15 protein-coding genes are annotated in these 16,120 nt (G+C 33.0%); all 15 read right to left on the reverse strand.

Going from position 1 to position 16,120, the window contains the following annotated elements; all coding sequences use genetic code 11:
• Window positions 1–266 precede the first annotated feature (266 nt).
• On the reverse strand, window positions 267–1,184 hold the full coding sequence (locus tag LG295_RS08745; RefSeq protein ID WP_107558077.1) for an RluA family pseudouridine synthase: 918 nt from the start codon (window positions 1,182–1,184) through the stop codon (window positions 267–269).
• Window positions 1,185–1,196: 12 nt separating this feature from the next.
• A complete protein-coding gene (gene lspA / locus LG295_RS08750) occupies window positions 1,197–1,673 on the reverse strand; it encodes a signal peptidase II (protein WP_017724225.1) in 477 nt (158 codons plus the stop codon).
• Between the two features lie 210 nt (window positions 1,674–1,883).
• Window positions 1,884–2,678, reverse strand: coding sequence for a VOC family protein (locus tag LG295_RS08755; RefSeq protein WP_318832952.1), 795 nt, complete (start codon window positions 2,676–2,678; stop codon window positions 1,884–1,886).
• A gap of 247 nt (window positions 2,679–2,925) precedes the next feature.
• The gene (ileS, locus tag LG295_RS08760; protein WP_325998976.1) at window positions 2,926–5,676 is read right to left on the reverse strand and encodes an isoleucine--tRNA ligase; all 2,751 of its coding nucleotides are present in this window, start codon (window positions 5,674–5,676) and stop codon (window positions 2,926–2,928) included.
• A 250-nt stretch (window positions 5,677–5,926) separates the two neighbouring features.
• On the reverse strand, window positions 5,927–6,544 hold the full coding sequence (locus LG295_RS08765) for a DivIVA domain-containing protein (RefSeq protein ID WP_107531699.1): 618 nt from the start codon (window positions 6,542–6,544) through the stop codon (window positions 5,927–5,929).
• Between the two features lie 153 nt (window positions 6,545–6,697).
• Entirely contained in the window at window positions 6,698–7,477 is a 780-nt protein-coding gene (locus LG295_RS08770; protein WP_107531700.1) for an RNA-binding protein, read from the reverse strand.
• A gap of 89 nt (window positions 7,478–7,566) precedes the next feature.
• Window positions 7,567–7,857: a YggT family protein gene (locus tag LG295_RS08775; protein WP_017724220.1), complete on the reverse strand. Its 291-nt coding sequence runs from the start codon at window positions 7,855–7,857 to the stop codon at window positions 7,567–7,569.
• Window positions 7,858–7,869: 12 nt separating this feature from the next.
• Window positions 7,870–8,469 (reverse strand): cell division protein SepF, encoded by a 600-nt coding sequence (locus LG295_RS08780; RefSeq protein ID WP_107531701.1) that lies wholly within the window; start codon window positions 8,467–8,469, stop codon window positions 7,870–7,872.
• A gap of 5 nt (window positions 8,470–8,474) precedes the next feature.
• The gene (locus tag LG295_RS08785; RefSeq protein WP_107531702.1) at window positions 8,475–9,149 is read right to left on the reverse strand and encodes a YggS family pyridoxal phosphate-dependent enzyme; all 675 of its coding nucleotides are present in this window, start codon (window positions 9,147–9,149) and stop codon (window positions 8,475–8,477) included.
• A 17-nt stretch (window positions 9,150–9,166) separates the two neighbouring features.
• A complete protein-coding gene (gene pgeF, locus LG295_RS08790) occupies window positions 9,167–9,955 on the reverse strand; it encodes a peptidoglycan editing factor PgeF (protein WP_107531703.1) in 789 nt (262 codons plus the stop codon).
• Window positions 9,956–10,080: 125 nt separating this feature from the next.
• Entirely contained in the window at window positions 10,081–11,256 is a 1,176-nt protein-coding gene (gene ftsZ, locus LG295_RS08795) for a cell division protein FtsZ (RefSeq protein WP_107531704.1), read from the reverse strand.
• Between the two features lie 29 nt (window positions 11,257–11,285).
• Window positions 11,286–12,713, reverse strand: coding sequence for a cell division protein FtsA (ftsA, locus tag LG295_RS08800; protein WP_107531705.1), 1,428 nt, complete (start codon window positions 12,711–12,713; stop codon window positions 11,286–11,288).
• Window positions 12,714–12,818: 105 nt separating this feature from the next.
• On the reverse strand, window positions 12,819–13,706 hold the full coding sequence (locus tag LG295_RS08805) for an FtsQ-type POTRA domain-containing protein (protein ID WP_318832953.1): 888 nt from the start codon (window positions 13,704–13,706) through the stop codon (window positions 12,819–12,821).
• A gap of 15 nt (window positions 13,707–13,721) precedes the next feature.
• A complete protein-coding gene (murD, locus tag LG295_RS08810) occupies window positions 13,722–15,071 on the reverse strand; it encodes a UDP-N-acetylmuramoyl-L-alanine--D-glutamate ligase (protein ID WP_107531861.1) in 1,350 nt (449 codons plus the stop codon).
• Between the two features lies 1 nt (window position 15,072).
• Window positions 15,073–16,038: a phospho-N-acetylmuramoyl-pentapeptide-transferase gene (gene mraY, locus LG295_RS08815; protein WP_107531862.1), complete on the reverse strand. Its 966-nt coding sequence runs from the start codon at window positions 16,036–16,038 to the stop codon at window positions 15,073–15,075.
• Between the last annotated feature and the right edge of the window lie 82 nt (window positions 16,039–16,120).

A 16,120-nucleotide genomic window follows, 5' to 3' on the forward strand; every position in this document is an offset into this window, starting at 1 on the left:
AGCCTCTCTGGACTCTCAATTAAAGACGTTCGCTCTTTATTAAACTGTTATCATAATACCATGAATCATATTACCTTGCAAGTCGGTAAACATGAAAATAACAACTATCCTATAGTAATTGTTACTTCAATTCATCAAAAAAGAGCAATAAAATTCTTAAGACCATATACTTCATATAGACAAAGAAAACGTCAATTTCTATATACTCTCAATAGAAATTGACGTTTATTCTTTAGTCGGGTATATTTATATCCAAATTCTTATAATTACTTTTCGCTTCTACGTAATTCAGTTAATAATTGTTCAAAATCATCTGGTAATGCGGCTGATTTTTCAATATTTTCATGTGTAATTGGATGTTCAAATCCTATTACACCAGCATGTAATGCTTGGCCACCTAAATCCATCGTTTTTTTCGGTCCATATTTTGGATCACCAACTAATGGGAAACCAATATATTTCATATGCACACGAATTTGGTGTGTACGTCCGGTTTCTAGAATACACTCGATTAAAGTATATTTATCAAAATGCTCTAATACATTAAAATGTGTAATCGCATCTTTACCATCATCTACAACATCCATAGACTGACGATCGTTCTTATTTCTGCCAATTGGTGCATCAATTGTGCCATAATCATGTGGGATATTACCATGAACCAATGCGACATATTTACGAGTAACTGTCTTATTAACTAATTGGTCTACTAAACTACGATGTGCTATATCATTTTTAGCAACCATTAATAATCCAGATGTATCTTTATCGATACGGTGTACAATACCTGGACGAATTTCACCATTAATCCCTGATAAATTCTTCATTTGATACATAAGACCATTAACTAAAGTACCTGTGTAATGACCTGCTGATGGGTGAACTACCATTCCTTTAGGTTTATATACTATAGCTACATCATCATCTTCATAAAAAATATCTAAATTTAAATTTTCTGGTTGAATATCCGCTTCTACAATTTCTTTTTCAGTCACAACTATATGGTCATTTAACTTTGTCTTGTAGTTAGACTTAATAACTTTATCATTAACTTTTACAAGATTCTCTTTTATCCAATCTTGGATTTGAGTGCGTGACCAATCTGAATTATATTCAGGTAATAACTTATCAATACGTTGGCCTGTATCGTTCTGGTCTTCTATCTTATACTCATGTATTTCCATACGATATCTCTCCTATTCTTCTTTTTTCATATCTGTTAACAAAGCGATTACTATTAACAACACGCCTATGGTCAAACTAGAATCTGCTACATTAAATATCGGGAAATTATAACCAAAAATATTTGTATCAACAAAATCTACAACTTCTCCATGTAACACACGATCAATAAAATTACCTAATGCTCCTGCAAATAATAAACTAATAGCTACTTGCATTAATAAATGCTGTTTTGCTTCTTTAATGTAAAAAATAATTAATACAACAAGAATTATAATTGTAATAATATAGAAAAAACTCATTTTCCCACTCAATATACCCCAAGCTGCACCATTATTTCGGTGAGAAGTTATATTTAAAAAATTAGGAATTACGTTAAAAGAATCTCCAACTCTCATAGAACTGGCAACAATAAATTTTGTGATTTGATCTAATAATAATATAACGATTGTTATGAATAAAGAAATACTAATATAGTACTGACGTTTCATGCCTGTACCTCCTATTCTGCGCTGAGTCGCTTTTACAACATCTTTCATTATATCCTAATCAAACTTATAAAAAAAGTTACAGTTTGATTATATATATAAAACTTAATAATTCATAATCAACCATTGATTTAATGCTATATTTTTACATAACATTGATTTAATAATTTTCTAATATCATAGTAAAATAGTTTTGTCTTTGCTTCACATTAATTACACTACTTTATAAAAATTAAAACGAAACAGTATACCATCTGGTCCTGTAATATGCTTGTGAGTCGTCTCAGGATAGTGATAATCTACACACGCCAATCCATAAGTTTTATCGTTTTCAATACGCTTAATTCGAGAAAACCAATTATTAACTACTATATGTTGGTGATAACCATTAGAAGATAAATACAATGCTGTGTTTGTTTCTAAGGAAGAGGCTTCTAAACCAAAGAAATTTTTATAGTACGAAATCACACGCTTTAACTCTATCGTTTTAAGATTAACATATCCAATTATTGTTTCATCAGGCATGCCTTGCCATTTTTCATTTGAAACATAAGTTAATAAATTAGCAACATTGATTGGTTGTGTTTCTAAAACAACCTTGTCATCTTCAAATGCCCAATCTTCAATAGGATGATCTACATAAAATTCTAAGCCATTGCCTTCAGGATCATCTAGAAATAATGACGTTGTAATATCATGCTCTCCACCATTTATAGGTAATTCATACTCACTCAATTGAACGAGCAAATCCGCCAAATCTCTTTTCGATGGTAATCTAATTGCTAAATGAAATAATCCGGCTTCCGAAGTTAATGGTTCTCTACCATAATTGATTTGCTTTAAGGTTAGAAAATGATTTGAATTACCAATTTCATAATGGACAATCGAATATGATTCATTGACTACATTAAGCCCTAAGATATGTTCATAAAATTGTTTCATAGCTTCTTTATCTCTTACATTTAATGTTATGCCATTTACAAAATGTGCACTTTGGTTATGAAACATAAAAAAACACCCTTCTAAAATCAAGTTTTACTTAAGTTCTTCTAAATTAGTTTGTCCTGTTCTATTATCAATGTACGCCATCAAAAATAAAGGAAAGGAATCGAAAATATTGAGCGGTAATGACTTTATATTTTATAACACAAGTTTTAGTATCATCCCACTCTAGCAAAGATGAGGCTAAGACACTTAATTATGCCCCAGCCTCATCCAAATCAATATATTCAATTAATAACAACTAGTGTCTCAATTATACTAGTGTTTTGACAACTTCTTGACAACGCGGACACAAGTTATTTAGTTCACCTACAGAACCTAATGATTCACTGTAATTCCAGCAACGCTCACATTTTTCACCATGTGCATGCTCAATACGAATATCTCCATATTGATATGGTATGCCATCTTCCACATGATCGACTACTTCTGCTTGAGAAGTAATAAATAATTGTTGTAAATCAGCAAATTGTTGTAAGAATGATGTCGCGTCAAAGTTATCATTGCTTCCAATCACAACTTTAGCTTCTAATGATTTACCAATTACTTTTTCGTTACGCGCAACTTCTAATGCACGGTTAACATCATCACGTAATTTCATAAATGTATTCCATCTATCTACAAATTCACGGTCTACTTCAACACGTTCTGGCATATTCGTTAGGTGTACACTTTCTTCCTCAACATGAGGAATATGTGACCAAACCTCTTCAGATGTATGCACTAAGATAGGCGCTAATAACTTCGTCATATCAACTACGATTTGATATAAAACTGTTTGCATACTACGACGTTTATGAGAATCACGCTCTTCAATATAAAGAATATCTTTACCATAATCTAAATAGAAGTTACTCAGTTCTACATTAATAAAGTTTTGAACTTCTTGGAAGATATCTAAATAATCATAGTTATCATAGTGGTCTAACGTATTCGCAGTAAACTCACGTAATCTGTTCAATAAATATTTATCCACTTCTAATAAATTATCTTCAGCGATTGCATCTGTAGCAGGATTATAATCATTTACGTTACCTAACATAAATCTTAAAGTATTTCTAATTTTTCTGTAAACGTCAGAAGTTTGTTTTAAGATTTCATCTGAAATACGTACGTCTGCTAGATAATCCACACTACTTACCCATAGACGTGCAATATCTGCACCTTTTTGTTTCACAATTTGATCTGGCACAATCACATTGCCTAATGATTTACTCATTTTCTTACCTTCTCCATCCATGACAAAACCATGTGATAATAACATTTTATATGGAGATTGGCCTCTAGTAGCCACCGAAGTCGTAATTGATGAGTTGAACCAACCACGGTATTGGTCACTACCTTCAAGATACAAATCAGCTGGGTATGATAATTCCGGACGTGCCTCTAACACACCACGGTGTGATGAACCTGAGTCAAACCAAACATCCATGATATCAGTTTCTTTTGTAAATTCACCATTAGGGCTACTTGGATGTGTAAAGCCTTCAGGTAGTAAGTCTTTCGCATCACGCTCAAACCAGATGTTTGAGCCATTTGCTTCAAATAAATCAGCAACATGGTTCACTGTTTCTGACGTCATGATAATGTCACCATTTTCAGCATAAAATACTGGTAATGGTACTCCCCATACACGTTGACGTGAAATTACCCATTCGCCACGGTCACGAATCATGTTATAGATACGTGTTTTACCCCAGTCCACTTTGAATTGTGTCTCATCGATAGCATCTAAAATATCTTGACGTACTTTATCTATAGATGCAAACCATTGTGGTGTCGCTCTAAAGATAACTGGTTTTTTCGTACGCCAGTCATGAGGGTAACTATGTGTAATAAATTCTAAATGTAGTAATGCACCATTTTCTTTTAGTAGGTCTGTGATTGCTTTATTCGCTTTATCATAAAACATGCCTTCAAATTGACCAGCTTCATCAGTGAATACACCTTTATCATCTACTGGGCTAATCACAGGTAAATTATATTTTTGACCAACAATATAGTCATCTTCACCATGTCCAGGTGCAGTGTGTACACATCCAGTACCCGCATCAGTAGTGACATGTAAACCATTAATGACTAATGACTCACGCTCAAAGAATGGGTGTTGTGCTTCAACATATTCTAACTCTTTACCTTTAAATTCTTTTTCTAATACTAAAGTATCTTCGTCCCATCCTAAGGCTTCTACAACATCACTCGCTAAATCTTTACCAATGATATATTTTTGACCATTTACATTGTATTGACCATAAGTTAAATCAGGATGCACCGTAATCGCCACATTTGATGGTAATGTCCATGGCGTTGTAGTCCAGATAATAAATTTTGCATCTGGATCGACAATACCTTTACCATCTTTAACATCAAATGCTACATAAATAGATGGCGAACGTTTATCTTGATATTCAATTTCCGCTTCTGCTAATGAAGATTCACTTGATGGTGACCAATATACTGGTTTTTTACCTTTATAGATTAAACCTTTATCTGCCATTTCTCCAAATAAACGAATTTGAGCTGCTTCATATTCTGGTTTTAAAGTAATATAAGGGTCATTAAAATCGCCTTTAATACCTAAACGCTTGAAATCTTTTTTCTGATTTTCAATTTGTTCTAATGCAAATGCTTCACATTTTTTTCTGAATTCTGCTACTGACAATTCTTTACGTTTAACACCTTTTTTAGTTAACGCTTGTTCGATTGGCAAACCATGTGTATCCCAACCTGGCACGTATGGCGTATAGTACCCACGCATTGATTTATAACGTGTGATGATATCTTTTAAAATTTTATTTAACGCATGTCCCATGTGTAAGTTTCCATTCGCATATGGCGGGCCATCATGTAGAATGTATGAAGGATTTCCTTCGTTTTTATCTAATACTTTTTGATAGATGTTTTTTTCATCCCATTCTTCTTGTATCTTAGGCTCTTTATTTGGCAAACCACCACGCATTGGGAAATCTGTTTTTGGCATTAATAATGTATCTTTATAGTCCATTTCTATACACTCCTCGTTCCGATTTTCATACTTTATTCATTTGAAATAATAAAAAGAACTCTAAGTTCAATTAACAGGGACGATGTATACCGCGTTACCACCCTGATTAACTCAACTTAGAGTTCTCTCATTATCTTTATTACTTTTTGATGACATAACAGTGATATAAGAAACTAACATATGAAAGGCTCCCACTATCCCTAACTCGCTGCGATATGTTTAATGTTTCAAACGCGTCTGTTATATAAAATTATTTATTTTCTGAATCAGTAGCTGATGTTTGGTCGCTAGCACTAGCATGATTATCTGCTTCTGCTCTAGCTTTCATAGCTTTTTCTTCTTCAGTCAATTCATTATCGTTTAAATGATTAATGTTTTCTTCAGTAACTTGTTCAGAATCAAGATCATAATTTAATAAATAATCCCAGTCTTCATTTTTAAGTAAATCTAATTGTGCTTCAACCAACATACGGAAACGTGATCTGAAAATTTTGGATTGACGTTTCATATCTTCAGTTTGGAAAGAAAGTCTACGTGCTTTTTCAACTGCATCGTTAACAATTCTATCTGCTTCTGCTTTCGCTTTAGAAACTGTTGCTTCAGCATCTTTTGTCGCAGCTGCCTTAGTTTCTTCCCCTGCTTGTTTGGCGTGTATTAACGCATCACTTACAGACTGATGTACCTCTTTATATGATTGAATATTACTTTCTTTGTCTTCAATCACTTTTTCCAATTGCACTTTATCCTCTTTCAAACGTTCAATTTCATTACTAAGTTGTTCTAAATAACTTTCAACTTCAGTAGGCTCAAAACCATTTCTTGCATTTGTAAAAGTTTTATTCTTAATTTCATTTGGTGTAAAAGGCATAAATATCCTCCTTCTATAATACACTATTTTCTCCATTGGTTAAATAACAGAAATAGTGTTTTATCTACAATATGTTTTTATAATATATCATTTACTAAATTGTGCAAATCGTTAAAGACGTAGTCTCAAATTATATGATAGCTTATTATACCACTATTTGAATAACGTTTTGTAAGAAATTCTAATTTTATCTTTTTTAGTTTTACTGCCTATGTCAGTAATCATAGCTCTACCAAATCCTTGTATTGACAATAAGTCACCACTATCAAGTTGAAAGTCTGTGGCATCAATCACTGTATGATTTACTTTAACACGTTTTTTGTCTATTAATTGTTTTGCAATAGTTCTAGATTTTCGTATCATATCTTTTAATACAACATCTAACCTTAAGCCACTTACTGTTGTATCAAATGATTGCCAATTCTCTTTTGATTGTATCATATCTTTTATAGGAATAGAATTAAGTTTAACTGTTGCACCTTTGATTCTATTTAATTCTAATATAATATAAGATTCAAGTTGCTTTGTCAAAGTAAATTGAATCTTATCTGATACAACAATGTCACCTAACTGCTCTCTCTCAATTCCAAGCGACATAATTGTGCCTAAGATATGTTGATGTTGTAGTGTTACAAATTTTTGTGGGTAATCAACTTCAATCAATACAATTTCAAATTCTTCTTTAGTTGGTTCAAAGTAACTTGGCGCAATAAAAGCCCTTTTTCTTTCTGCGTAAGGCCCACCATAAAATGTAACGTTCAAATCATCAAAGCTACCTGCAACAACCTCCATTATATATTGACCACGTGGGTCAAGAAATGCTGTCAATACAGGCGCGTATTGATTATTGGCACGATTACATTTATCAATAAGTTGATCTATTAAATCATGTTCTTCTTTTCTGAAATGTTGGTAAATATCGATGTGTATCACTCCAAATACAATACAAAGCACCTCTCGTTATTTAACGTTAGGTGCTTGTCATTTATTTTATGTTAGTTCGTTAAGTTTTATACAATCCGTTACATTAATTTAGTTAAAATCAAATTAAATATGCTCGCTAAACCACTACGGAATAGTACAAGTACTACTATTGCAACGATTGATGAAATGTCAATCATCCCAATTGGTGGTATAACTTTACGGAACTGTTCTAAAAACGGCTCATATAACTTAGCTAAAAATTGACCGAATTTATTTTCACGTGCATTTGGGATCCATGACATAACAAAGTATACAATCATCCCATAATAATAAATCTGAACCAAGAATAAAATAAAATTAAATATGTTTGCTAATAAACCAATATCCATCTATTTTTACCTCTATTCACCTTGGTATTCCATATTTTCTATTTGATCAGTGATACTTCCTGCAACTTCAACATTGTCAGGTGTACATAAGAATATATCTGATCCAACTCGTTGAATATCTCCGCCAATTGCATAAACAGTACCACTTAAAAAGTCTATAATGCGTTTAGCAGAAACTTTATCAATGCGTTGTAAATTTACTAATGTAGCACGACGATTTTTAAGTTCGTCTGCAATATCTTGTGTATCTGAAAAAACACGGGGTTCAAATAAACACATCTTAGAACTTTCTTGTGCAAAATCAAATTGATCTTGTTCTTGATTATTCATATTCACAACGTTCCTTGTATTATTTTTAGATGAACTGTTATTCATTTGATACTTCCTTTCTCCCGATGATTGCTGTAATCTTGTTGATTGTTTCTTGGGAACGGACTGTATTGATCTTGGTTTTTCTGTATAACCATTGCTTGATTGTTCATTAAAGTTGCTTTGAGACTGTGCTTGTTGTTTGTTTTGGTTTCTATTTTGTTCTTCTTCATGCGGCGCTTCTAATTCGTCATCTTCCTCTTCTACAACGAAAAATCCATTAAATAAATCTTTTAAAGCCACGGGGCTCACTCCTCTTTTCCTACAAGTTTAGTCCCAATTCTCACAAACGATGCACCTGCTTCAACGGCTAAATGATAATCATTACTCATTCCCATAGATAGCTCAGTACAAGGTGCATAATTTAAATTGAGCGCTTTAATTTCATCTCTTTTTGTTTTCAATAATTGAAACAAGCTTTTTATATATGGCTCATCTTCAGTTAAAGGAGCCATCGTCATAAGGCCAACGACTTCTATATTTTCATATTGCTTTAACGCTTCAATAAAAGTGTTAACCTCTGATAATGAAACACCTTGTTTAGATGATTCACCAGATACATTCACTTGTACAAAACATTTAATTTTATGTTCAGCTCTTTTATCAATTTCTTTTGCTAATTTCAAACGATCTAATGCGTGAAAATAATCAACTTCATTGATAATTTCTTTAACTTTTCTAGTTTGTAAAGAACCTATAAAATGCATTACGGCATCCTTGGGTAGGGCTGCTTTCTTTTGTTGAAACCCTTCCAAACGATTCTCACCGAAATGTCTAATTCCTGCATTATATGCATCATTAGCTCGGTCTATTGTAACATACTTTGTCACTGCAATCACGTTTGGCATTGTTGAAATATTACCCTTTTCACAATGTGTTTGTATTTGTTCACTTATACACTTTAAATTATATTGTATGTCCAATTCTATACACCTCTTCGTTATTGACCAATAAATGCTAACATTCGACCCGTATTTCCTTTTTCTACTCTGTAAGAAAAGAATAATGATAAATCTTCAGATGTCGCATAGTCTGTGATATAAATATTATCTCTAGGAACGCCTGCATTTTCCAACAATAATGCATTCGCAAGTTTTAAATCAATACCATGTCTATCTGCACCTCTAGTTTTTATATATTGATTATTATCTATCGGTAATGCTTCAAATTTAGACTTTATATCATCGTTAATTTCATAAGAAGTCGACGTTGCTGGTCCAATGACAACATTTAAATCACATAACTCAAAATCTATATGTGACACCATTTCGATGACGATTTGACCAACAGTCCCTCTCCAACCAGCATGTGCAAGACCTATAAAATGATGTTTTTCACTATAAAAGTAAATAGGTACACAATCAGCATAACACATTGTAAGCAGAATATTTTCATCATATGTGTATAAACCATCTACACCATGCAAGCGTTCTGTCAGTGAATCAATATTAGTACCTCTATCTTGTTCAGTTACTTCTACAACACGATTTTCATGAGTTTGAATTGGAAAAACCCATTGTTCTCTAGGAAAATCAATTTCAGCAGCGAGCATTTCTTGATGTTGAGTGATACTCTGTTGATTATCATCAATATATCTTGCCATATTAAAGGCGTTTCGAGGGAAAGGACTCAAACCATCTTCTCTTGTTGTTATACCCAATTTTACTTTTTTTAAATAATCGTCCTCATAGTCTAATATATGATGCTTTTTAATAAATTTTTCTTGCATGAGCACAAACCTCCATAGGATATATAAAAGCAACATTTTATTATTACTTAAATTTAAAAAAGTCATCAGATCTACTGACCTGATGACACTTTATTATTTAATTTAGTCTACAAAAATTGTTGCGACTAACGTCTAGTTCTTCTTGAACGTCTTTCTTCTCTATTTCTGATGAAACTTGGAATATCATCTTCGTTAGTTGTGTGGGCTCTACCTTCACTAGCACTATCTGATGATGCTTGTGAAGCACCTACTGAACTTGAAGAAATTGTGTCTTCTTTAGTAGTACTTCCACTTGTTGCACTATTACCAAAACCAGTGTTCGAAGCTTTACGACCTTGTGATGAAGGTTTGTCTTCAAAACCAGTTGCAATAACTGTTACAACGATTTCATCTTGTAATTCTGGGTTAATTACTGTACCAAAAATCATATTCACATCTTCATCTGCTGCATCTTGCACGATATCAGCTGCTTCTTGCGCTTCGAAAAGTGATAATGATTCTCCACCTGTAATATTCATAAGTACACCTTGCGCACCTACAATAGAAGTTTCTAATAATGGTGAAGAAATTGCTTTTTTAGCAGCTTCTACTGCACGATTTTCACCTGAGGAAACACCAATACCCATTAAAGCTGAACCTTGGTTAGACATAATTGTTTTAACGTCTGCAAAGTCTAAGTTAACTTCACCAGATACAGCGATTAAGTCAGAGATACCCTGAACACCTTGACGTAATACGTTATCTGCTTCTTTGAACGCTTCCATCATTGGTGTTGATTTATCAACAATGTCTAATAAACGATCATTAGGGATAACGATTAATGTATCAACAGCAGCTTTCATTGCTTCAACACCTGCTGCAGCTTGTGTTTGACGTTTACGACCTTCAAAGCCAAACGGACGTGTTACAACGCCTACTGTTAATGCGCCCATTTCTTTAGCAATTTTTGCTACAACTGGAGCAGCACCTGTACCAGTACCGCCACCCATACCAGCAGTTACGAATACCATATCTGCGCCTTGGATAGCATCTTCTATTTGTTCACGTGACTCTTCAGCAGCTTTTTTACCAATTTCAGGGTTTGCACCAGCACCTAAACCACGTGTTAATTTTTCACCAATTTGGATTTTAGACTCAGCTTTTGATAAATTTAAAGCTTGTCCATCCGTATTAATTGAAATAAATTCAACATTATTCATACCATGGTCAATCATACGGTTTACAGCGTTATTACCGCCGCCCCCTACACCGATGACTTTTAACGTCGCTAAATGATTAAATCCTTGTTCAAATTCTAACATTTATATTTCCTCCTAGTTTTAATGGCCAATCAATCGAATAGAGATTTCATAAGTTTTTTGAATTTACCTTCTTCTTTGTCTTGAGGTTTACGTTCTTCATCATGATCGATGTTTACTTCGTTATCGTACACCTCTGGCTCTTCTTCTGCTTCAACAGCATTAGTTGCTTCTCTTGACTCAGTTGATGACGTTTGAGGTTCTTCATGTTTGTTCGATTTTTTCTTAAACCAATCAAATCCACTTGATTTTGTACTATAGTCTCTTTCATCAGATTCGATGACTTCTTCCTCGAATTCTTCACTATCATGATTACTAATTGTAACATAATCTAGTAATTCGTCGAAAGTAATGCTACTAGAAATTGTTGAAATTGCTGATGAGAACTCAGGTTTTCTAATTCCCATTTGTGATGGTGTGTGGATTCTCACTTTCTCACTCACCATATCTTGAAGCAATTCCTTAACTCCTAATAAGTTTGCAGAACCACCTGTGATTACAAAACCACCATTTACTTTTGTAAGTCCTAATTCTTGTAACACTTCAAACACATTAAAGAAAATATCTTCGACGCGTGCTTCAATTATGTCTGCTAAATCTTTTTGGGTAAATTCCGCTTCTTCGTCACTATTGACTTGTTCAACGGTAAACACATCATGATCAGAAGCAGAGTCAAAGAAAGCGTGTCCATATTGATGTTTAATTTTTTCAGCAGTCTCATATGAAGTGTTTAAGCCTGTAGCTATATCTTCAGTAATATCTCGACCTGCCATTTCTATTGCATCTGCATCAACTAATTCACCACGCTCGTAAAATGCAAGTTGCGTGATATCTTCTCCTATATCGATTACACATGCGCCTAATTCTTTTTCAGTAGCTGAAAGGACTGAGCCATAGTTATATGCATCTGAATATACATCAAGTACATCCACACCACATGATTCAACACATTTAATCATATTAATTAATATTGATTTCTGTATTGCAATAACGCCAGCTTCAACTTTCAGACTATGTCTAGCAATCAATTCTTTTGGATCAGAAACTTCATTCTCGCCATCAACAATAAATTTAATTGGGAAAGCGTTAATGATTTCAGTTTCTGGTACGTCATTTTTATCTCGAATACTTTCAAGTACACTTTCAATATGTGTACCATCTAATTCTGTATCTTCATAAAATTCTATTTCATTGGATTCATCAAATACCTCTGTTCCGATAATAGGTAGTTTTAAAAATACTTCCTTAATATCTACTCCTGAAGCAATAGAGGCTTTCTTGATTGTATCTTTAATTGCTTGTTTAGCAATATCGAAATCATCAATAAGACCATTTTTAATCCCACTTGTGTAGGTCTGTCCTGTACCTATCACATTTATACCGTTGTGAAATTTCTCGCCTACTATCGTTTTAACGCTCGATGAACCGATATCTATACTTACGTAATAATGCTCTTCCATAGATAGGCACCTCCTGACAATAACTTATTCTAATTCACACTATTAATAGTTTACAATAGGTTTTGATGCTTGTGAACTATAAAGATAAGTATTTGTCGAAATTTTTTAATTATTTTTGTCCGTTTTCTCATTAATCTTATTTAATGCACTTTGAAGCTCGTCTTTTGCCTTATCTTCTTCTGTTGTACCCTTATCCACATTTTGGTCACTTGAAGATTTTGTAGTGCTACCACCACTATATGGAATAAACGATGCACCTACTGATAAATCAATATATCCCGCTTTTTTTAATTCTCCAGATTCATCACGTTCTAATGATTGTGACATTTGCGGATAGTATTTCATTTTTTTACCAATTGTATTTAAATTGCCAAGAATTTGAATATCATCTGTTGTGAATAATTTGATTTGATTTTGTGCATTTTCTTGAGGATCAAATTTAATTTCCGCTATCATCCCTCTCACCTTTGCAGGCATTTCAGAAAGCGCTTGTATAATCTTTTCTTTTTTATCTTTTTCAAATCCTTCAAGAATTGGTCCATTATCAGTAGCGTTACCATCATAATCTTCTAACTCTGTACCGTCTTCTAAAACAGGTACATATTTATCTTTCTTTTTAGTTAGACCTACAATTTGCTTTTCTGACACTTTCACAGTTAACTTATTTGGAAAATGTTTTTTTACTTCTGCATTTTTAATAAGTGTACTTTCTTCAAGTTTGTTTTGAGCATTCGTGGTGCTATAAGTGTACATTCTCGAATTGTCTTTTACGTTTATAGCTTTATTAATTTGATTCTTAGATGTATTATCATTCCCGCTAATCTCTACACTACTAATCTTACTCAAAGGTGTAAACATATAAATCAATATTAAAATAATTATAAATAATAAAACACCAAATACTGAATATTGAATTTGCTTTTGTCTTTTACGTCTTTTTGCTCGTTTCTCTTTTAAGTAATCAGAGTCAAATTCACTAACTTTGTCAGACATTTAATATCACACCCTTTAAAAAGAAGGTAAATTAGCTTGGAAACTCTTAATAAATTTATTCCCACGCTCTTCAAAAGTATTGTACTGATCCCAACTTGCACATGCTGGCGATAATAATACCACGTCATTAGGTTCTATAACAGACTGTATCTTATCTACAGCATCTTGTACATCAGAAGCTGTAATGACGTACTTACCTTGACTTTCACCTAACTTCACGAATTTTTCTTTTGTCTCACCGAAAGTTACCATAACTCTTACATTTTTCATATGTGGAATAAGTTCATCAAAGTCATTGCCACGATCTAGCCCACCACATAACCAAATGATTGGTTGTTTAAATGAATTTAATGCAAATTGTGTAGCCAATGTATTCGTAGCTTTTGAATCATTGTAGTACTTATTCGTTTTATTCGTTCCAATATATTGTAAGCGGTGTTCAATACCTGAGAATGATGTCAAACTATCAATAATTGCTTTAACAGAAACTCCAGAAAGTAATGCAGCCAATACTGCTGCAAGGATATTTTCCAAATTATGTTCACCAGGTAGTACAAGATCATCTATATGAATGATTCTAAATCCTTTAAATACGATGTAACCATCCTTAACATAAATTCCGTCTACTTCTTGATGTGTTGAAAAATAATATGTTTTTGCTTTCAATGACTCAGATTCGATTAAGTGACGTTGATGATAATTACAAATTAAATAATCATTTTCAGTTTGATTAATATATATTTTTTTCTTAGCATTTTGATAATTTTCTAGCGATTCATGATAGTCAAGATGCGCTGAATATATATTCGTAATTATAGCGATATGAGGTTTATACTTGTCGATACCAAGTAATTGGAAAGACGATAACTCCGTAACCAAATAGTCATCAGTTGTGACTTCTTGCGCTACTTTTGAAGCCACATAACCAATGTTACCTGATAGCTTACCAGTTACCCTACTTTTTTGAAACATATCTCCAATTAATGAAGTGACTGTTGTTTTACCATTTGTACCTGTCACACCGATAATTGGTGCTTCTGATATTAAATAACTTAGTTCTACTTCTGTTAATATTTTTAATCCTTTTTTAGTTGCTGCTTCTATCAGCGGAACATTATATGGAATACCCGGATTTTTAAAAATAATAGGATTACTATCTAACAAGGAAAGTGGGTGTTCTCCACCAATTACAGTAATTCCCATATTTTCTAAATCTATTGCATGTGCATCTTGACTCAAATCTTTACCGTCATTGACGATTACATTTGCACCAAGTTTTTTTAATAATTTCGCAGCTTCATAACCACTTTTCGCTAATCCAATAACTAATACATTTTTATTTTCTAATTCTGTATATTTCAGCAATTTAGTTCACTCCAATCCATAAACCGATGAGTCCTGTAATCAAGCCTACTGTCCAGAATACTGTCGTAACTTTCTTCTCATTCCAACCAATTAATTCGAAATGATGATGCAACGGCGACATTTTGAAAATACGTTTTCCGGTCAATTTGAATGAAGTTACCTGTATCATAACGGATAAGGTTTCTGCCACAAATACAAAACCAATAAAAATCAGTGACAATTCTTGGTTTAGCATAATAGAAATCGTAGCAAAAATCCCACCCAAAGCTAAACTGCCTGTGTCTCCCATGAAGACTTTAGCTGGATTTAAATTGAATGGTAAGAAACCAATCAATGCAAAAATCATAATAACACAGAACAATCCGATAGATGTTGCACCTTGTAAGTAAGCCATAATTGCATACATTACAAAGCCAATGATAGATAATCCTGTCGCTAGTCCATCTAATCCATCTGTTAAATTAACTGCATTTGAAAATCCTACTTGCCAAAAGACTATGAAAATTACATATGCAATTGAAAGTGGTACTTCAATATTTGTAAAAGGCAAATGAATTCCAGTAGAAAAATCAGTTAAGTTAAAGACTTGGCTTAAAATAAAGAAGATAACTGCAATACCTATTTGAGCTAAGAATTTTTGCTTACTTGTTAAACCTTCATTGTTTTTCTTTACAACGATGATGTAATCATCAATAAATCCAATCAAACCAAAACCTATTGTTACAAATAATAACAAGATTATAGGATTAGAATTATCCATAAAAATGATTGCTAAAATTGAAGTTACAATAATACTAATCAGAAAAGTTAATCCACCCATTGTAGGTGTACCTGTTTTCTTCATGTGGCTCTGTGGCCCTTCTTCTCTAATGCTTTGTCCAAATTTCATTCGTTTCAATGTTGGTATTAGCATTGGAACTAATATAAACGTGATTAACAGTGCGATAATTGCGAGTAAATAAACCATATTGTGCTCCTTTATTTAATTGGATTAAGTCGTTATGCTTGTCGGTTAGCCATATGTATTGAGGTTCGTGGCTAATCAATTG

It is taken from the genome of Staphylococcus pseudoxylosus (assembly GCF_044794325.1).
GTDB lineage: Bacteria > Bacillota > Bacilli > Staphylococcales > Staphylococcaceae > Staphylococcus > Staphylococcus pseudoxylosus.